15 protein-coding genes and 1 riboswitch are annotated in these 18,191 nt (G+C 71.8%); of the genes, 10 read left to right on the top strand and 5 right to left on the bottom strand.

Annotated elements, in window-relative coordinates; all coding sequences use genetic code 11:
• Positions 1–274: 274 nt before the first annotated feature.
• The 5 genes from SCNRRL3882_RS16635 to SCNRRL3882_RS16615 all read left to right on the top strand — a co-directional run bounded on the left by SCNRRL3882_RS16635 (position 275) and on the right by SCNRRL3882_RS16615 (position 7,373).
• Complete coding sequence (locus tag SCNRRL3882_RS16635; RefSeq protein WP_029181282.1) at positions 275–1,534, top strand: DegT/DnrJ/EryC1/StrS family aminotransferase; 1,260 nt, start codon at positions 275–277, stop codon at positions 1,532–1,534.
• A complete protein-coding gene (locus SCNRRL3882_RS16630; protein ID WP_010041502.1) occupies positions 1,527–3,776 on the top strand; it encodes a lipopolysaccharide biosynthesis protein in 2,250 nt (749 codons plus the stop codon). Before SCNRRL3882_RS16635 ends, SCNRRL3882_RS16630 begins: the two co-directional genes overlap by 8 nt.
• A 197-nt stretch (positions 3,777–3,973) precedes the next feature.
• On the top strand, positions 3,974–5,788 hold the full coding sequence (locus SCNRRL3882_RS16625; protein WP_010041501.1) for a hypothetical protein: 1,815 nt from the start codon (positions 3,974–3,976) through the stop codon (positions 5,786–5,788).
• Positions 5,785–6,225, top strand: a complete 441-nt coding sequence (locus SCNRRL3882_RS16620) for a hypothetical protein (RefSeq protein ID WP_010041499.1) — start codon at positions 5,785–5,787, stop codon at positions 6,223–6,225. The genes SCNRRL3882_RS16625 and SCNRRL3882_RS16620 overlap by 4 nt, the downstream gene beginning before the upstream one ends.
• Positions 6,226–6,353: 128 nt before the next feature.
• Complete coding sequence (locus SCNRRL3882_RS16615; RefSeq protein WP_010041497.1) at positions 6,354–7,373, top strand: glycosyl hydrolase; 1,020 nt, start codon at positions 6,354–6,356, stop codon at positions 7,371–7,373.
• 4 nt (positions 7,374–7,377) lie between these two features.
• Here SCNRRL3882_RS16615 and SCNRRL3882_RS16610 read toward each other — a convergent pair whose 3' ends face one another.
• The 3 genes from SCNRRL3882_RS16610 to SCNRRL3882_RS16600 form a co-directional block, all read right to left on the bottom strand.
• On the bottom strand, positions 7,378–8,133 hold the full coding sequence (locus SCNRRL3882_RS16610; RefSeq protein ID WP_010041495.1) for a polysaccharide deacetylase family protein: 756 nt from the start codon (positions 8,131–8,133) through the stop codon (positions 7,378–7,380).
• Between the two features lie 143 nt (positions 8,134–8,276).
• Positions 8,277–9,584 (bottom strand): glycosyltransferase, encoded by a 1,308-nt coding sequence (locus tag SCNRRL3882_RS16605; RefSeq protein ID WP_010041493.1) that lies wholly within the window; start codon positions 9,582–9,584, stop codon positions 8,277–8,279.
• A 37-nt stretch (positions 9,585–9,621) separates the two neighbouring features.
• The gene (locus SCNRRL3882_RS16600; protein WP_029181278.1) at positions 9,622–10,692 is read right to left on the bottom strand and encodes a GNAT family N-acetyltransferase; all 1,071 of its coding nucleotides are present in this window, start codon (positions 10,690–10,692) and stop codon (positions 9,622–9,624) included.
• A gap of 186 nt (positions 10,693–10,878) precedes the next feature.
• Here SCNRRL3882_RS16600 and SCNRRL3882_RS16595 point away from each other — a divergent pair, with 186 nt between their 5' ends.
• Positions 10,879–11,727 (top strand): Cof-type HAD-IIB family hydrolase, encoded by an 849-nt coding sequence (locus SCNRRL3882_RS16595; protein WP_010041490.1) that lies wholly within the window; start codon positions 10,879–10,881, stop codon positions 11,725–11,727.
• On the opposite strand, the gene SCNRRL3882_RS16590 is transcribed toward SCNRRL3882_RS16595, so the two are convergent.
• On the bottom strand, positions 11,691–12,458 hold the full coding sequence (locus SCNRRL3882_RS16590) for a LysM peptidoglycan-binding domain-containing protein (RefSeq protein WP_010041483.1): 768 nt from the start codon (positions 12,456–12,458) through the stop codon (positions 11,691–11,693). The two genes, SCNRRL3882_RS16595 and SCNRRL3882_RS16590, sit on opposite strands and share 37 nt — an antisense overlap.
• A 5-nt stretch (positions 12,459–12,463) precedes the next feature.
• Positions 12,464–12,638: riboswitch (cyclic di-AMP (ydaO/yuaA leader) on the bottom strand.
• A 502-nt stretch (positions 12,639–13,140) separates the two neighbouring features.
• Between SCNRRL3882_RS16590 and SCNRRL3882_RS16585 the strand changes: the two genes are divergently transcribed.
• From SCNRRL3882_RS16585 to SCNRRL3882_RS16570, 4 genes are all read left to right on the top strand, one after another.
• Positions 13,141–14,151, top strand: a complete 1,011-nt coding sequence (locus tag SCNRRL3882_RS16585) for a polyprenyl synthetase family protein (protein WP_010041481.1) — start codon at positions 13,141–13,143, stop codon at positions 14,149–14,151.
• 231 nt (positions 14,152–14,382) lie between these two features.
• A complete protein-coding gene (locus SCNRRL3882_RS16580) occupies positions 14,383–15,624 on the top strand; it encodes a LolA family protein (RefSeq protein ID WP_010041478.1) in 1,242 nt (413 codons plus the stop codon).
• A 26-nt stretch (positions 15,625–15,650) separates the two neighbouring features.
• Positions 15,651–16,637, top strand: a complete 987-nt coding sequence (locus tag SCNRRL3882_RS16575; protein WP_010041475.1) for an ABC transporter ATP-binding protein — start codon at positions 15,651–15,653, stop codon at positions 16,635–16,637.
• Entirely contained in the window at positions 16,624–17,502 is an 879-nt protein-coding gene (locus SCNRRL3882_RS16570; protein WP_010041474.1) for an ABC transporter permease, read from the top strand. The genes SCNRRL3882_RS16575 and SCNRRL3882_RS16570 overlap by 14 nt, the downstream gene beginning before the upstream one ends.
• Positions 17,503–17,547: 45 nt before the next feature.
• Here SCNRRL3882_RS16570 and SCNRRL3882_RS16565 read toward each other — a convergent pair whose 3' ends face one another.
• Positions 17,548–18,129: a flavodoxin family protein gene (locus SCNRRL3882_RS16565; RefSeq protein ID WP_010041469.1), complete on the bottom strand. Its 582-nt coding sequence runs from the start codon at positions 18,127–18,129 to the stop codon at positions 17,548–17,550.
• Positions 18,130–18,191 lie beyond the last annotated feature (62 nt).

Raw genomic sequence — 18,191 nt, 5'->3', positions numbered from 1 at the left:
GCCACGTGTTCGTGGTCGTGCCACACGTTACGGGTGGCAGACCGGTCCTGGGCAGTGTCCGAGGAGGCGAACACGGGCGAACGGGGCAGGTGGGCCCGGGTGGGGCCGGACGGGGCGACTCCGGCGCTGCGGACGGTACGTCACATTCGTGCGTGCCGGAAGTTATCCACAGGACGCGACGCAATCTTGACGGAGCGGTGCGAACGGGGCGACTCTGGGCGGGTGCCGGAAGGCCTCGGGGAGGGGGCGTTCCGATGGCACACCAGGGGGGCGGATGGCCATTGGGGAGGCCGGTCCGGGCTCGGTGCGGCATGGCGTGCAGCCGAAGCGGCTGGAAGAGACCATGCGCGTGCGGCTCGGCCGGGAATGCGTGTACGTACCGTCGTGCCGTTTCGGGCTGTACGTGGCACTGCGCCACTGGTGCCCGCCCGGCGGGCGGGTGCTGATGTCGCCGGTCAACGACGACGTCATCTTCTTCGTCGTGCTCGCGGCCGGACTTCGCCCGGTGCAGGCGCCGTTGAACCCGCTCGACGCGTCCATCGACATCGATGCCGTGCCGGACGAGACGTGGAGATCGGTGTCGGCCGTGCTCACGACGAACCTGTACGGGAACCCGGACCCGGCACCGGGCCTCAGGCAGAAGTGCGACGCCCTGGGGATCCCGCTGTTCGAGGACGCGGCGCACGCCATCGGCAGCCGGGTGGGGGACCGGCCGGTCGGGGCGTGGGGCGAGGCCTCCGCTTTCAGCCTGTCCAAGCACGTCGGGGCGAAGGCCGGAGGCGTGCTCTCGCTCGCCGATCCGGGGTTACGGGAGGCGGTGGAGAAGACCTGCGCGGGACTGCTCGCGCCGCGCCGGACGAGCGCCGAACTCGCCTACCTGGTCCGGCCGTACGCGGAGGCTGCGGTGCGCGGGCTGCGGCTGCGGCGCGCCGCCTGGGCCGCGATCCGGCTGCTGGGGCTGGCGGACCGCGAGGAGATCCGGATGCCGCTGCGCCCGGACGAACTCGCGCGGGCCGCCCACCGGGCGCCCGGGCTCGACGCCCACCACCCGTGGGTACGCGTCGACATGCACGACTACCGCCAGGAGTCCGGCCGGCTGCGGCTGCGGCGCGTCGGGCGCAAGCTCGACCGGCTGGACGAGGTGCTGGAGGCCTGCCGGGCGGGCACGGAGCTGCTGCTGTCCACGCCCTGGGCCAAGCGGCGTGACGCGCACGGCACCCAGCCGTTGTTCCGCGTCCCGCTGTTCGTGGCGGACCGGGACGCGGCGATCGCTGCGCTGGCGCGGCAGGGCATCGTCGTCGGCTACCTCTACGACCCGCCCCTGGACGACTACGCCGGGGAGCAGTTCACCGACCTCTCACCGGCCCCCGAGGCGGCCCGCTGGTTCGCGCGGCACGCACTGCCCGTTGACCCGCTGCGGGCCCGGACGGTCGTCGAGGTGCTGGAGCGGTCCGGGGCACGGCCGGCCGAGGCACCGGGAGAACCGCCCCGCGGCGGGCCGGCGCCGGGAGGGCTGGGTCAGTCCCGTGGCTGAGATCCAGGTGCACGAGCCCGCCACCGCGCGCGCCGACGGCGGCGGACCGAAAACTGCCGTCGACGAGCACACGCACGACTCACTGTTCAAGAACGCCTACTTCCTCATGCTCAGCACCGGCGTGTCCGCCGTACTGGGCCTGGGGTTCTGGCTGGTGGCCGCCCGTTACTACTCCGAGGAGGCCGTCGGCCAGGGCTCCGCCGCCATCGCCGCGATGCGGCTGCTCGCCAGCATCACGGCGACGACGATGATCGGCGCCGTCGTCCGGTTCGTCCCGCGCGCGGGTCGCGAGACCGGACGCCTGGTGTGGGGCACGTACGCGGCCAGTTCGCTGGTCGTGGCGCTCGCCGCCGCCGTCTTCCTGCTCACGCTCGACGCGTGGGGAGCGTCGTACGCCCCACTGGGCACGCCCATGGCGGGAGCGGTGTTCGTCGCGGCGTGCGTGGCCTGGGCGCTGCTCACGCTCCAGGACGGAGTGCTCACCGGCCTGCGCAAGGCGGAGTGGGTGCCGGCCGGGAACGCGGTGTTCTCGGTCGGGAAACTCGCCCTGCTGGCCGTCTTCGCCGGCGCGCTGCCCGTCCTCGGCATCTTCGTCTCCTGGGCGGTGGCGATCGCCTTCTCCACGCTGCCGCTGGGCTGGCTGATCTTCCGCCGGCTCATCCCGCGCCAGGCCGAACTCGACCGCGACAAAGAGCCCCCGAAACTCCGCGACATGGGCCGCTTCCTGGCCGGGGACTCGCTGGGCGCGCTGTTCAGCCTGGCGATGATCAACCTGCTGCCGGTGATGGTCGCGGTCCGCTTCAGCGCCGCCGAGAACGGCTACTTCTACGTGGCGTACACCGTCGGCGGCACGATGGAGTTCATGGCCATCAACATGGCCTCGTCCCTCACCGCGCACGCCTCCCACGACCCCCGACAGCTCGCCGACGGCGTCCGGGGCGCGCTGCGGCGCATGACGCTGCTGCTGGTCCCGGTCGTGGCCGTGCTGGTCCTCTTCGCCCCGTACATCCTCACGCCCTTCAGCCCGGACTACGCCGAGCACGGCTCGACCGTGCTGCGGCTGCTCGCCCTCGGCGCGCTGCCCCGGGTGGTGGTGGAGCTGTACATCGGCGTACTGCGCGTGCAGGGGCGTACAGGGGTGCTCGCCGCGCTCCAAGGCGCCATGTGCGCCCTGGTGCTCGGCAGCGCGGCCGTGCTGTTCACCCCGGCCGGGATCGCGGGCGCCGGCTGGGCGGTGCTGCTGAGCATGACGCTGATCGCGGTCGTCTCCACGGCCGGGCTGCGAGCGGCACTGCGGCACAACGACAGCGCGCCCGCGGCCCGTACGCCCGCCGACCCCTCCTACGGCACCCGCTGGGCGAAGCTGAACGCCACCGCCGGGTACGGCACGACCTGGGCCCGCCGGGCGGCGTACCAGCCCAAGGACGGCGACGAGGACACGGTCACGCTCTTCATAGGGCGCCCAGGATACGAACGTGAGGCGCTCCAGGCGGACACGCTGGCGCTGATCGTGCGGCCGGAAGGGCCGGCCGGTGAGCCACCGCGCCACGAGGTCGCAAAACCGGCGGAACCGGACCAGGATCCGCAGGAGCGGCGGCTGAGAGGCGCCCTCTGGAGCCTGCTCGGTGTTGCCACCGTCTTCTTCTGGGCGCCGTTGCGCGACCTGCCCTGGCTCGACGGCGCCACCGAAGCGGCACTGACGGGACGTCAGCTGCTGGAGGGCCTGCCGCTGCCGTCGCTCACCGCGGGAGGTCTGCTGCTCGTGGTGTTCGTCGCCGCCGTCACGCTGTGCACCAGGCGCGACCCGTGGCTGCCCGGCACGGCGCTCTACGCCGCCCTGCTCGCCCTGTACGCCGCACCGGTCGCCCTCGGGCGGGAACCGCGGCCGGCGGACGGGGCGTTGTATGTGAAGACGGCCGGCTTCCTCGCGGACGCGGTCGGGCTCGACGGGCCCGAGCCGCTGCTCCGCTGGGCGCCGCCGGTCTGCCAGCTGCTGTGTCTCGTACCGCTGTGGCTGCTGCTCGCGAGCGCGGGCGGGCGGCTGACGTGGCCGGGGCGCTGGGGGGTTCTGTATCTCGTCGCGGTCGGCGGCTGGGTGTGGCGTGAGGCGCTCGCACCGGTCGCGCCGCCCCTGCTCGCCGTACTTGTCGTACTCGTCCTGCTCCTGCCGCTCTGCCGCCGTGCCGCGTCGGCCATGGGGCCAGGGCCCCGCAGAAGTCCGAACGGCCGACCCAGCGCCTGATCAAGCTCCAGAGCCGAACAGAGCCGAACCGCCAGGGGGGAACCACCGTGCGTCCGCCAGTAACTCCGAGGGAGAGATCCACGCCAGAACCCACACCGGCACGGGACGGCGCGAACACCCCCGGCAGCAGCCCCGAGACCTCCAGCCAGTCCTCCAGCCCCTCCTCCTCGGAGTCGTCGAGCCCCGCCCATGAGCCCGTGACGGATCTGTCCGACCTGCCCCCCGCCTGGTCCGGGCGGCGCGCGGTGGCCTGGCCCGGCGTTCCGCTGTTCGTCGCGCTCGCCCTGTGGGCGTACGCCGTGCGGCACACCGACGTCTCGCGGCTCGACGACTACGGGCTGGTCACCGCGCTGCACCCGGCCTTCTGGGCCGGCCTCGTGGTGCTCACCACCGGCTTCTGGTTCACGGTGCGCGATCCGCGCCGGCCGGGCGCCTGGGCCGCGGCCTACGTCCTCGGGCTGCTGGTGATGGAGCGGGCCACGCAGGCCGTGCTCTACCCGACCCCGCTGTACGCCTGGGCGTGGAAGCACGAGGCGGTCATCGACCATCTGCTGACGGCCGGCGGTCTGCAGACAGCCGACCAGGTCGGCGACATGGCGGTGTACGACCAGTGGCCCGGCTTCTTCGCCGCGCAGGCCGCCCTGATGCGGCTGCTGGGCGTGGACTCGGCGGCGATGTTCATGGCCTGGTGGCCCCTGGTCTCCAGCCTGATGCTGCTGCTCCCGCTGCTGCTGATCTACCGCACCTTCACCGAGGACCGGCGGCTGATCTGGACCGCGGTCTGGCTCTTCTACGTCGCCAACTGGGTCGGCCAGGACTACTTCTCCCCCCAGTCCGTGGCGTACGCGCTGCATGTCGGCGTCCTGGCCCTGGTCCTGCGCCGCTTCGGCCGGTCCGCGGTGCGGGGCGGGCGGCCCCGGCAGGCCGTGTGGACGGTGGTGCTCGTCGTCATGGTCGTGGCGATCGTCATCTCCCACCAGCTCACGCCGGGCATGCTGGTCGTCTGCCTGCTCGCGCTGTGCCTGAGCCGCCGCTACCGCGACTGGGTCCCGGTGGTCACGACCGTCGTGATCTTCCTGGCCTGGTGTCTGACGGCCGCGCTGCCCTTCCTGTCCGCGGCGATGCCGGACATGATCCGCTCCGTCGGTGACGTCGGCGCCAACGTGGAGACGGGGTACGGCGCCACGCCGACCGGCACCGGAGCGATCGCCACCTCCTGGGCGGCCCGGCTGCTGTCCGCGTCCGTCCTGCTGCTCGCGGCCTTCGGCGTCCTGCGCCAACGGGTGCTGCGGCACCGGGCCCGGCCCCTGCTGCTGATCGCCGCGGCCCCGCTGCCGATGTTCGCGGCGAGCAGCTACGGCAGCGAGATGATCTTCCGGGTGCTGCTGTTCATGCTGCCCGGCGCCGCGTTCTTCGCCGCCGCCGCGCTGCTGCCCAAGGTCCGCACGCTGGCCGCCGACGCCGCCGCGAAGGAGGCCGGCAGCCGGCAGGCCGCCCCCGGGAAGGCCCGGAGACGAGGGCTCGGCACCTGGGCCGGGCTGGCCGCGCTGCTCGGCGGAACCCTGGCGTTCGTCCCGGCCTACTCGGGCAAGGACCGGATCAACTACTTCCCGCCGCAGGAAGTGGCCCTCGTACGGCAGCTGTTCGACCAGGCGCCCGACGGCTCGCTGGTCGTGGCGGCCAACCGCAACTACCCGCTCGCGTACGCCTCCTACTGGCGTGTCGACCACTACTGGTTCCTGGACGACGCCCGCAGCCACGTCGACCGGATCGTCCGCAACCCGGCCGGCACGCTCGCCGGTGACATGGCCGGGGTCGAGCGGCCGGCCCGGGCCTACTTCCTGCTCACCCAGGGGCAGTCGGCCAACTCCGAGATGAACGGACAGCTCGACAAGGCGCAGCTGGACCGCATCCAGAAGTCCGTCGCCGCCTCACCACGCTTCCAGCTCGTGGCGGAGAACAGCGCGGGATGGCTCTACGTACTGAAGCAGGCCGGGGGAGCGGAGCGATGACACCGCAGGAACTCGTGGTCCGGATGCTGCCGCCGTTCGGCGGCTGGCTCGCGCTCGCCGCCCTCGCGCTGCCCGGCGGATCGCCGCTGCGGGGCGCCGCCGTCGCCCTCTTCCTGGCGGCGGGCCCGGGCACGGCCGTGGTCAGAATCTGCGCCCCCGCGCTGGGGGCGCGGCCCGCCGAGGGCCCCGTCGAGCACCGGGATCCGGACTTCGCCCGCCGCTCCGACCTCCTGGAGCGGCTGATGCTGGTGCTGTTCCTGAGCATCGGCGCGGTGATGCTCGTCGCGACCGTGCTGATCGCCGCACACGCCTTCAGCGCACAGCGGGTGCTGCTGACACTGACGCTGCTGACCACACTCGCCGCGTTCTGTCCGCCGCTGCGCGCCTCCCCGCCGCCGAGGACGACACCGAGGACACCGAAGGGTTCTGCTCAGTGAGGTTCAACCGTCCCCACCGTCCCTTTCGCCGCACACCGACTCCGACCGGGCAGCACCGCAGGAGGCCACAGCCACACGAGGAACAGCCGTCCGCCGGCCCGTTCACATCGAGCCGGCGCCGTCTGCTGATGACGTCCGCCACGGTCGTCAGCGCGGTCCTGGTCGGAGTGCTCGCCCTCCGGGACGCCTCCGGGCCGGACCCGGGAGCCGCCGGCTCCAAGGCGGACTGCCGCCCCACGGCGCTCCTGGAACCGCCCTGCGGCGCCTGGTTCGGGGCGTTCGTGCCGCACGAGCGGGACGACCTGCCGGAGAAGGTGCGCGCCTACGAGAAGCGCGTCGGCCGTGAACTCGACATCGTGTACACGTACCACGACATGTCCCTGCCCGAGGGCACCCGCCGCGAAGGCCAGCTGCTCACCCCCGAGGAGCAGCGCGTCGGCGAGGACCACCTGCTGCTGCTGTCCTGGGAGAGCAAGTGGTGGGGCGGCACCAAGGAGCAGCAGCCGACCTGGAAGCAGATCGCCTCCGGCGAGCTGGACAAGACCGTCATCGACGTCCAGGCCAGGCGCATCAAGGACTACGGCAAGAAGGTGTTCCTCTCCTTCGACCTGGAGATGGACACCCGCACCCCGGCCAACGGCACCCCCGCCGAGTACGTGAAGGCGTACCGGCACATCCACGACCGGTTCCGCGAACTGGGCGTCGACAACGTGGTGTGGACGTGGATCACCACCGGCTACCTCGACCACGCCGAGGAGATGAAGCGGATGTACCCCGGCGACGAGTACGTCGACTGGATCGGCTACAACCAGTACAACTACTACCACTGCCACAACACCGGCTGGCTCACCTTCGCGCAGACCCAGCACTCCGTGCACGACTGGATCCGCGCGAACATCTCCGACGACAAGCCGCTGATGCTCTCGGAGTTCGGCACCGCCGCGGACCCGGCCCGCCCGCAGCGGCAGGCCGAGTGGTACGCGCAGGTGCCCGGCGTGCTGAAGGGCCTGGACGGCGTCAAGGCCGCCCTCCAGTGGAACTACCGCGACCCCGGACCGCACTGCAACCTGGCCCTGGCGAACGACGCGGCCTGGAAGAGCCTGCGCAAGGCGGTCGCCGACCCGTACTTCAACCAGCCGCTGAAATGACCGCTCAGCCCGCGAACTCGGGTCCGTGCACCACGGCGCGGGCCCGCCGGTACCAACGCCAGGCGATCGTCTTCGGCCCGTCCCGGTACGGCGCGACCCGGGCGCCCGCACCCGCCAGCCAGCCCTCGACGTCGGCGACGGTGTGGGTACGCCGGACGATGAGCCGGGCGATGCGGTAGCGCTCGTCGCGGTCGGAGCTGAGCGCGTGCCGCACGGCGGTCGCCGTCTCGTAACCGGCCCGGGCCGACATCGCCCGCACGCGCGGGCTGTTGTAGCCGTGCGGATAGGCGAGATGACGGACCTCGTGCCCGAGGGCGTCCTCCAGCACCGCCTTCGACGAGCGCAGTTCGTACGCCAGGTCCTTGCCGGACAGCGTGTCGAGCTGCGCGTGCGTGACCGTGTGGCTGCCGATCTCCATGCCGTAACGTTCCAGCTCCGCCGCCCGGTCCAGGGTCATCATCGGCGCGGGCGGCAGCAGACTGCGGCCGCCCGGGGCGATGGCGCCGGTGGTGAGATAGGCGGTGGCGGGCAGCGCCCGCTCGGCAAGCGCCTCGGCGGTGGGGCCGGGCAGATCGGCGAAGCCGTCGTCGAAGGTGAGCAGCACGGGCCGGGGCGGCAGGGTCGCGCGCCCGGCCAGATGGTCGGCGATCGCGCTGATCGTGACGGGCGTACGGCCGCTGCGGACCACGGCGTCGAGATGCGCGGCGAACTGCTTCGGCGTGACCGTGAACTCGGCGATCCAGTCCGGCGGATCGTCCATCACGGAGTGGTACAGGAAGACCGGGATGGCCGGGGAGCCGACCGCACCCGGTGGCGATATCGGCCCCTCACCGTCCCGCGCACCCCGCTCCGCCCGGCCTCTGCCGTCCCCCCGCCCCTCACCACGCGCACGCGCCGACGTCCTCATCTCGCCCCCTGAACCCTCTGAACCCTCTGAACCCTCGCGCGCAGCGCCCGCCGCGCTCGCAGATATCCGACAGGCCCGTACACCATCCCCCGGCGCTGCAACCGCGACAGCCGCCGCGGCCACGGATGCGTCCGCGTGTCGTGGTCGCCCGGCGCCCCGCCACCCTCCGTGTCGCGTACGGCGGTCAGCGCGCGGGCGTGGGCGAGCCCCCGGGGCAGTTTCGCGAGGAACGCCGGCAGCAGCCCGGGGCGGTTCACGAGCACCGCGGTGAGGTAGGCGGTGAGTCCGGCGCCGTACCCGTAGGCCTGGGTCTCCAAGTCGCGCCAGGTCTCCCGGTGGTGGTGCCACACCAGTGCGGACGGGGTGTAGCGCAGCCGGTGGCCCTGGGCGAGGACGCGGACGAAGCCGTAGAGGTCGTCGCCGCCCCGGGCTGCCGTGCCGGCACCGGTGGCCGGGTCGAAACCGCCGACGGAACGCAGGACGGCCGTCCGGAAGGCCATGTTGGCACCGGAGCCGAACCGCCCCGCCGTGAACGGGAACAGCGGCTCGTCGCCCGGCGGACGCGCCGGGTCGTACGTCCTTGGAGTGAAGCCTTTCGCGAAGCCGCCGTGGCTCTCCAGCAGCACCTGGGCCGGGGTGGTCAGCCGCGCGGGCAGGATCAGCCCGGTGCTGCACCCGAGTCCGGGGTCGGCGGCGAAGGGCGCGGTCAGCTCGGTGAGCCAGCGCGGGTCGGCGACCACGTCGTCGTCGGTGAACGCGACGACCTCGCCCCGCGCGGCCGTGAGCCCCGTGTTGTGCGCGACCGCGAGGCCGGGCACCGGCTCGCAGACGTACCGCACGCGCTCGGCGTACTTCCGCTCGATCAGCTCCCGCGTCTCGCTCGTCACCGGGGCGTTGTCCACGACGACCACCTCGAACCGGGGATGGTCCTGCGCCAGCAGCGAGTCCAGTGCCCGGGCCAACTGCCCGGCACGCTCCCGGGTGGCGACGACGACACTCGTGTACGGCGGCTCCCCGGACTGCGACGCCCGGCCCGGCGACGCCGCGTCCGCACACTCCGCCCGCGCCCGCGCCGCGAGCACCGCCTTCGCGTCCGCCCCCTCCGGCACCCGCCCGAGCAGCGTCCCCACCGGCCGCCCGCCCCGCCTGACCAGTGCGAACACCTCGCCGTACGTCACCGGCGGGCTCCCCGGGCCCGGTCTGAGCACCGCCTCGTCACCGTCCAGGTCCAGCTCGGCGACCTGGACCGCCTCGATGTCCAGGAACCGCCGTATCTCCTCCTGCGCACGTGCCGAACGGGCCATGCGCCCTCCCCCCCCCTGTCGTCAGGTACGACTTGTGTCAGGTACGGCGCAGCCGAGCCGCGCTCTTCAGGGTCCGCGCGGCCAGCGCCGCGAGCCCGGGCCTGGCGCGGACGAAGCTGTGTGCGCGGCGCGCCGGCTCGCGGCTCAGCCAGTGCAGCGCCGCGCCCACCCCCGGGCGCGTCACCGCACCCTCGTACACGGGCAGTTCGCCCGTCTTCAACGCGTCCTTGTACTCGGCCGCGCCCCGCCCCAGATCGAGCATGCCGATGCCCTCGGCGGCCGCCGCCTCGGCCATGCGCAGGTGCAGCACCAGACCCGGCGAGTACTTCGCGCACTCCGGGTCGTAGGCCGGGAACCAGCAGGCCAGGACCGACGCCGAGCGCAGCCCGAAGTGCGCGGCCAGCGGGCGCTGGCCGGCGTACAGCACGGACAGCGTGCCGCTGCACTCCGGCGCCCGGGTCTCGGCCAGCCGCCCCACGAGCCGTGTGATCCACTCCTGGGCGAACCGGTCCCGGCGGCCCGTCCTGCGGTACTGCGCCGACTTCCATCCCATGAGCGTGCGCAGCGCGGCCGGCTCGCGCTCGTCGAACACGAACCGCAGCTCGCCGACCTGCCGGCCCAGCCTGCGCTCCTTGGCCAGGGTGGTCTTCAGGAACTTCGGCGACTGGGCGCGCAGCACCGACTCGTACGTCTCGTAGCCCTTCTCCACGTCGATGACGTAGGTGGCGTGCTCCTCGGCCGCGTACCGGACGAACAGCCGCTGCTCGGCCTCCAGGTTGTCGAAGGCGAAGCTGGACAGCGAGCAGCCCCGCAGCAGTTCGCCCGTGTCCAGACGCAGGCCGGGCCGCAGGATCGCGCCCTGCGCGTCCGAGACGCCCAGCCCGATCGCCCGGCCCTGCCCCAACGGGCCCCGCTCATGGGGCAGGAAGCCGGCCGGCTCCAGCCCCTCGTACACCACCGCGACCCGCGCCTGGGGCCTCACCAGGCCGACGGCTTCGGTGAACTCCGGTTCCATGAAGGGGTTGCGCGGTGTCTCCGCCGCCGCGCGCAGCGCGCGCCAACGCTCCTTCTCCCCCTCGCCGAGTTCCCCGGGCCCAGCCACACGCACACGTCCACTGCTCAACCCGACCCCCCGATCAAGTCCCCCCTGGACACTTGGAAGGTACCGCCCGAGACGGCCTCGACGGTAGGTAGCGGACCATGTTGTTGCCAACTGGTGCAGAGGCCTTCAACCGGGCAATCGGCGCCCGCCGCGCGATGAAACGAAAGGGCGCGCTGTCCGTATTCTCTGATCATGGCCGCACCCATCGCATATTCACTCATCGCCACCGACCTGGACGGGACGCTGCTGCGCGGCGACGACACCCTGTCCGACCGGTCCCTCGCCGCGCTCGCGCGGGTGGCGGACGCCGGTGCCCAGCACCTCGTGGTGACGGGCCGGCCGGCGCCGAGAGTGCGGCCGCTCCTGGACGACCTCGGCTGCACGGGGCTCGCGGTGTGCGGGCAGGGCGCGCAGGTGTACGACGCCGGCGCGGACCGGCTGCTGTGGTCCATCACCCTGGACCGGGAGCTGGCGGAGACCGCCCTCGGCAAGATCGAGGCCGAGGTGGGGCAGGTGTACGCCGCGGTCGACCAGGACGGGGTCGACGGGCTCACGCTCATCGAGCCGGGCTATCTCATGCCGCACCCGACCCTGCCGGCGGTACGGGTCGACCGGCGCGACGAGCTGTGGGGCGAGCCCATCAGCAAGGTGCTGCTGCGCCACCCCTACCTGACGGACGACGAGTTGGCGGCGACGGCCCGGTCGGTGGTCGGTTCACTGGCGACGGTGACCATGTCGGGGCCCGGCACGGTCGAACTCCAGCCGTGCGGGATCACCAAGGCGACGGGCCTGGCGCTGGCCGCCGAGCACCTGGGGCTGCGGCCGGCGGACACCGTCGCCTTCGGGGACATGCCCAACGACATCCCGATGTTCGACTGGGCCGCCCACGGCGTCGCCATGGCCAACGCCCATCCCGAACTCAAGGCCGTGGCCGACGAGATCACCCTGTCGAACGAGGACGACGGCATCGCCGTCGTCCTCGAACGACTGCTGGGCGGGACGGCTCAGTACGGGCCGTTGACGTTGTCGATCGAGCCGTAGCGGGCCGCCGCGTAGTTGCAGGCCGCCGTGATGTTGGCGACCGGGTCGAACGGGTCCCACGACGTGCCGTCCACGTGGTAGGCCTGGAAGGTCGGGTCGATGGTCTGGAGGAGACCCTTGGACGGGGTGCCGGCGGCGGCGTTCGAGTCCCAGTTGTTGATCGCCAGGGGGTTGCCGGACGACTCCCGCATGACGTTGCGGTAGATGCCGTCGTACGAACCCGGAATCCCCTTCTGCGCCATGATGTCCAGCGCCTCGCGGATCCAGCCGTCCAGGTTGTTGGCGTAGGTCTTCGCCGAGGCCTGGGTGGCCTGGGCGACGCCACCGGCGGGCTTCGCGGCCGGCTTGGCGGGGGCGGAGGCCTTGGTCGCCGTCTTCTTCACGGCGTCCGCCTTGGCCGTCTTCACCTTCAGCTTCAGACCCGGGTGGATCAGCTTCGGGTTGTCGCCGACGGCGGCGCGGTTGTCCTTGTAGAGCTGCTTCCAGCCGCCCGACACGTCGTATTTTTCCGCTATGCGGTAGAGCGTGTCGCCCTTGGTGACGGTGTACGTGAGGGACTTGGCGGGCTGGGCCGCCTGCGACACGGACTCTGCGCTCTGGGCCGGCTCGGCGGCGCTGGCGTGCGTCGCGCCGAGCAGCGGGAGGGTGAGTGCCGCTCCGCCGGTGCCGGCGGCCACGACGCGACGGGTGATCTGGCTGGTTCTGGGGCGACGGTGCTTGCCTCGGGGCATGGCGATGTTCCTCTCCGGCGCCTGCGAGGTGAGCTGTCGGGTTCGGGCCGGGAGGTGCCCGGCCGCCTACGGCGCTGTGTGCCGTACGCGGCTTCACCCCGAGCCGTTCCGCTGCGCGGACCGGCGACTTACCTGGGTCCCCCGCTCCTGCCCTGCGTGAGTGAGTCGGTTGTGGGGAGTCCGGGCGGCGGCAGGATTCGGCGTCCGCCGGACAGGCCCGGAACGTATGCGAGAGCACATGTCGGGAACAAGCGCCGGAGTCACATATCGAGGTGGTTGACCTTGGTCAGGGGGGAATGAGGTACTTGATCCTTTGCGGAAGCCAAGGCTCAACTCGCGTTCACCGGAAGGGGGTACGGGGCGCTGTCGGAGTGGGGTGTCGCGGGGGAAGACGTGATTGAACTCACTGATCACGAGTCCGTGGGGCAATTTCCATCAAGGGGAATTCGCTTACTCATTACGGCAAATCGTGCATAGTTCGCTACCTCCCGGTAAGTCGATAAATGTCTGCTCTTATGAGCTGATCGAAAACATAGCGGTCGTGATCGGATACCACCCGGCCTGTAACCCTGGGCGCTGGTGGTGATCGAAACGTGACCGGATACGCTGACTCGAGTGATGGCAGCGACCTATCGACAAACCGCGTAATCACCGGCAGACACCAGCAGACAGGAGACCCCTCGTGACCGACGTCGGGCCGTTCGGGCTGAGCGTGCGGGACCAGGCTCTGGAAGCCGATGTCCAGGCCGGGTTGGCGGCTGTCGAGGAAGGCTTGCTCGAGGCCACCAAGAGTGAGGTGCCCTTCATCACGGAGGCCGCCCAGCACCTGGTCCGGGCCGGCGGCAAGCGGTTCCGTCCGCTGCTCGTGATGCTCTCCGCCCAGTTCGGCGACCGGTACGCGCCCGGGATCGTGCCGTCGGCCGTCGTCGTGGAGCTGACCCACCTCGCCACGCTGTACCACGACGACGTGATGGACGAGGCCGCCGTGCGGCGCGGGGTGGCGAGTGCGAACGCCCGCTGGGGCAACTCCGTCGCGGTCCTCACCGGCGACTTCCTCTTCGCCCGCGCCTCGCACATCCTGGCCGACCTCGGCCCGGAGGCGGTGCGGGTGCAGGCCGAGGCGTTCGAGCGGCTGGTGACCGGGCAGATCCTGGAGACGGCCGGACCGCAGGACGGCCGCGACCCGGTCGAGCACTACCTGGACGTGCTGGGCGGCAAGACCGGCTCGCTGGTGGCGGTGTCGTGCCGGTTCGGCGCGATGATGTCCGGCGCCGACGACACGGTCGTGGACGTGCTGACCCAGTACGGCGAGCGGCTCGGCGTCGCCTTCCAGCTCGCGGACGACGTCCTGGACATCGCCTCCGACTCCCACGAGTCCGGCAAGACGCCCGGCACCGACCTGCGCGAGGGCATCCCCACGCTGCCGGTGCTGCGGCTGCGCGAGCGCGCGGCCCGGCTCGGGCTCGCGGACGACATCGCCCTGTGCGAGCTGCTGGACTCCGACCTCACCGACGACGACCGGCACGCCGAGGCCCTGCGCCTGCTGCGGGCCCACCCCGCGCTGGAACAGGCCCGGCGGGACACCGTCCGCTACGCCCAGGACGCCCGCTCGGCGCTGGCCCCGCTGCCCGAGTGCGCCGCGAAGACGGCGCTGGTGGAGCTGTCCGACGCGGTGGTGCACCGGGCCGGTTAGCCGGTCCTTCCCGTACGACCCCTACGGGTCGGGGGAGAAGCCGCGCTCTCGTGTCATACCGCAGCAGTACGTGGAGTTGAGCCCGGGGTCTGACGTATTTCCCTGGCCGATTTGGTCAGATGGTCACCACGGAAAACACCACTCCTCACCAGTTCGGGTGAGAATGGCGGCTCAGGGACGAGTGCGTGTACGACACGGACAGCCGCCGCCGATCACGGAGGTAGGGCACACATGGCACCGTACGCATCCGACGACAGCACGACCGCCGGGGAGGTCGACGAGCAGCGCTCCGGGCGGCGCAAGGCCGCGCGGTACGTCGTCCCGGTCACGGTGGTGGGGGTGGCGGCCGCGACGATCGGGCTGGTCCCCGCACTCGCCGACTCCGGTGACCCCGACCTCCCGAAGATCACCGCACAGCAGCTCATCGAGAAGATCGCCAAGTCGGACGTCCAGCAGCTGTCCGGCACCGTGAAGATCAGCACGGACCTCGGCCTGCCGGACCTCGGCGGGCTGGAGAGCAGCCTGATGTCCGGTGCCGCGAGCCGGGACCGGGGCGGCTCCTCCGCCGATCCGACGGCCAAGCTCACGGAACTGGCCTCCGGCACGCACACCCTGCGTGTCGCGGCCGACGGCCCGGACAAGCAGAAGCTGTCGCTGCTGGAGAACGCCGCCGAGTACAGCATCATCCACAACGGCAAGGACGTCTGGGGCTACGACAGCAAGTCGAACGAGGTCTACCACGGCACCGCCTCCGACAGCCCGGAGCGCGGGAAGGACCAGCAGCCGCCGGCCACGCCCAAGGACTTCGCCGAGGAGGCCCTGAAGGCCACCGACGACACGACCTCCGTGAGCGTGGACGGCACCGCCCAGGTCGCCGGCCGGGACGCCTACAAGCTGGTCATCAAGCCCAAGCAGTCCGGCTCGACGGTCGGCGCGGTCACCGTGGCCGTGGACGCGAAGACCGGCATGCCGCTGAAGTTCACGCTGACCCCGGCGAGCGGCGGCGCCGCCGTCGTCGACGCGGGCTTCACCCAGGTCACCTTCGGCAAGCCGGCCGCGTCGACCTTCGACTTCACCCCGCCCAAGGGCGCGAAGGTCACCGAGGAGAAGGACGCCGGCAAGGGCTCCGACAAGGACTTCGGCAAGGGCTTCGAGAAGGGCGGGCCGCGCGAGCACGCCCCCAGGGCCGAGGAGCACCTCGGCAAGGGCCTCGACGGCATGAAGACCATCGGCGAGGGCTGGAGCTCCATAGCCACCTTCGACACCGGCGGCCACGGCGTGCCCTCCGGCAAGGCCGGCGGCGACCTCGGCGGCTTCGTGAACTCGCTCGGCGACAAGGTCGCCGGCAAGTTCGGCTCCGGCACGGTCTTCTCCACCCGCCTGGTCAACGCCCTGATCACGGACGACGGCAAGGTCTACGTGGGCATGGTCACCAAGGACGCGCTGGTGAAGGCGGCCGACGCCGGGAAGTAAGTCCTTTCGAGAGAACGAGGGAGCCGATGGGCGAACCGTCCGCCGCGGAGCCGGAGCACAGCGACGCGCAGGCCGAGTCCGGGGAACCGGTCATCGCCACCCGCGCGCTCACCAAGCGCTACCGTGGCGGACAACTCGCCGTCGACGGCCTCGACCTGACCGTCCCGGCGGGCAGTGTCTTCGGCTTCCTCGGCCCCAACGGCTCCGGCAAGACCACCACCATCCGCATGCTGATGGGCCTCATCGAGCCCACCTCCGGCACGGCAACGGTGCTCGGACAGCCCATGCCCCGGGCCACCCGCGCCGTGCTGCCGCACGTCGGCGCCCTCATCGAGGGGCCGGCCCTGTACGGCTTCCTCTCCGGCCGCGACAACCTCGTCCGGTACGACTCCGCCGACCCGGCCGCCGATCCGCGCACCCGGAAGGCCCGGGTCGCCGCCGCGCTGGACCGGGTGGGCCTGACGGCCGCCGCGGGCAAGAAGGCCAAGGCGTACTCGCTGGGCATGAAGCAGCGCCTGGGCCTCGCGGCCGCGCTGCTCCAGCCGCGCCGGCTGCTCGTGCTCGACGAGCCGACCAATGGCCTCGACCCGCAGGGCATGCGCGAGATCCGCACCCTGATACGGGAGCTGGCCTCGGACGGCACGACCGTGTTCCTCTCCTCCCACCTGCTCGACGAGATCGAGCAGGTCTGCACGCACGCGGCCGTGATGACGCAGGGCCGTCTGATCACGCAGGGCGCGGTCGCCGAGCTGTCCGCCGGGGCGCGCGGTCGGCTGGTGGTGACCACGCCGGATCCGGCCGAGGCGGCCCGGGTGCTGAAGGAGCAGGGCGTCGGCGACGTCGTCGTCACGGCGGACCGGGTGACCGGCGAACCACCGGACCGCGACCTCGCCGAGGTGAACGCCGCGCTGGTCACGGCCGGTGTGCGCGTCCGCGGATTCACGGTCCGACGGGCCTCGCTGGAGGACGCGTTCGTGGCGCTGACCGGGGAGGGTTTCGATGTCGCAGGCTGAAGCCGCACGGGCCGTACGGCCGGTGAGCCCGCTGTGGACCTTCGGGCTGCTGCGCAGCGAGCTCACCACCACTTTCCGGCGCTGGCGCACCCTCGCGCTGCTGGCCGTGCTGGCGGGCGTGCCCGTCCTGGTCGGCATCGCCGTCAAGATGGAGACGAGTGACGGTTCGTCGCCCGGCGGTGGTGGGGGCGGGGGACCGGCCTTCATCTCGCAGATCACGAACAACGGCCTGTTCCTCGTCTTCACCGCGCTGGCCGCCACCCTCCCGTTCTTCCTGCCGATGGCGATCGGTGTCGTCGCGGGCGACGCGATCGCCGGCGAGGCGAACGCCGGCACGCTCCGCTACCTGCTGGTCGCCCCGGCCGGCCGCACCCGTCTGCTGCTCACCAAGTACGCGACCGTCGTCATCTTCTGCCTGGCCGCCACCCTTGTCGTGGCCGTCTCGGCGCTGACGGTCGGCGCGCTGCTGTTCCCGCTCGGCGACCTGACGACCATCTCCGGCACCCGGATCGGTTTCGCCGAAGGCCTGGGCAGAGCCCTGCTGATCGCCCTGGTCGTCGCCGCGTCACTGATCGGCGTCGCGGCGCTCGGACTGTTCGTCTCGACGCTCACGGGCAGCGGCATCGCGGCGACGGCGACCACCGTCGGTCTGCTGATCACGGTCCAGATCCTCGACCAGATCCCGCAACTGCACGCCCTCCAGCCGTACTTCTTCTCGCACTACTGGCTGTCCTTCGCCGACCTCATGCGCGAGCCCGTGTACTGGGACGACCTGGCGAAGAACCTCGGCCTCCAGGCCCTGTACGCGGGGGTGTTCGGCTCGGCGGCCTGGGCGCGCTTCACGACGAAGGACATCACCGCGTAGCGCTCGGTCCGCTCAGTCCGCTCGGTCCTCCCAGCCTCGTGGTGCTCAGTCCTCGTACACGAACCGGGCCGGCGGCGCCTCCTGCGCGAAGAACGTCTTCGCGCGGGTCAGTGCCTCGGTGTCGTTCAGCACGTCACCGGGCTTGCTGCCGTTGCCGAGCAGCACTCCGCCGAACCGCATCCCCATGTACGCGGCCGAGTTGTTGAGCGTCCCGACCAGCGGGTCGGCCACCTCCGGCTGCGTGTGCGCGAGCGCGGTGACGCCCCACAGGGTGCGTCCCGCCAGGGTCGCCTTGAAGTCGAGGCCGGGCGTGCGCAGCCAGCCGGACCAGTAGTCCAGGTAGCGCTTGGTGTGCGCGGAGACCGAGTACCAGTACAGGGGCGAGGCGATCACGATGTCCGTGGCCGCGAGGGTGGCGTCGAGCAGCAGCGCCAGGTTGCCCTCGGTCGGGCGGACGTGGTCGCTGTCGTGCCGCAGGTCCTCGAAGTCGGGCACCGGATGCTCGGCCAGGTCGATCCACTGCTGTTCGACGTCCGGGGGCAGTTGCTCGGCTGCCCGGCGGGCCAGCAGCTCGGTGTTGCCGTCGGCACGGGCACTGCCCAGGACGAAGAGGAAGCGACGGGTCATGGGTGTCCCCCCAGAAGGTAGGCGCGGGTCAATTACACGCGCTTGCATCATATGCGTGCGCA

This window comes from Streptomyces chartreusis NRRL 3882, assembly GCF_900236475.1.
Classification (GTDB): domain Bacteria; phylum Actinomycetota; class Actinomycetes; order Streptomycetales; family Streptomycetaceae; genus Streptomyces; species Streptomyces chartreusis_D.
This window is presented reverse-complemented; position numbering and strand designations above follow the sequence as displayed.

Coding starts and splice junctions, on each gene's coding strand:
- SCNRRL3882_RS16565 (WP_010041469.1), bottom strand. CDS start 18,129: ATGACCCGTCGCTTCCTCTTCGTCCTGGGCAGTGCCCGTGCCGACGGC.
- SCNRRL3882_RS16620 (WP_010041499.1), top strand. CDS start 5,785: ATGACACCGCAGGAACTCGTGGTCCGGATGCTGCCGCCGTTCGGCGGC.
- SCNRRL3882_RS16595 (WP_010041490.1), top strand. CDS start 10,879: ATGGCCGCACCCATCGCATATTCACTCATCGCCACCGACCTGGACGGG.
- SCNRRL3882_RS16570 (WP_010041474.1), top strand. CDS start 16,624: ATGTCGCAGGCTGAAGCCGCACGGGCCGTACGGCCGGTGAGCCCGCTG.
- SCNRRL3882_RS16580 (WP_010041478.1), top strand. CDS start 14,383: ATGGCACCGTACGCATCCGACGACAGCACGACCGCCGGGGAGGTCGAC.
- SCNRRL3882_RS16610 (WP_010041495.1), bottom strand. CDS start 8,133: ATGGACGATCCGCCGGACTGGATCGCCGAGTTCACGGTCACGCCGAAG.
- SCNRRL3882_RS16590 (WP_010041483.1), bottom strand. CDS start 12,458: ATGCCCCGAGGCAAGCACCGTCGCCCCAGAACCAGCCAGATCACCCGT.
- SCNRRL3882_RS16615 (WP_010041497.1), top strand. CDS start 6,354: ATGACGTCCGCCACGGTCGTCAGCGCGGTCCTGGTCGGAGTGCTCGCC.
- SCNRRL3882_RS16605 (WP_010041493.1), bottom strand. CDS start 9,584: ATGGCCCGTTCGGCACGTGCGCAGGAGGAGATACGGCGGTTCCTGGAC.
- SCNRRL3882_RS16575 (WP_010041475.1), top strand. CDS start 15,651: ATGGGCGAACCGTCCGCCGCGGAGCCGGAGCACAGCGACGCGCAGGCC.
- SCNRRL3882_RS16635 (WP_029181282.1), top strand. CDS start 275: ATGGCCATTGGGGAGGCCGGTCCGGGCTCGGTGCGGCATGGCGTGCAG.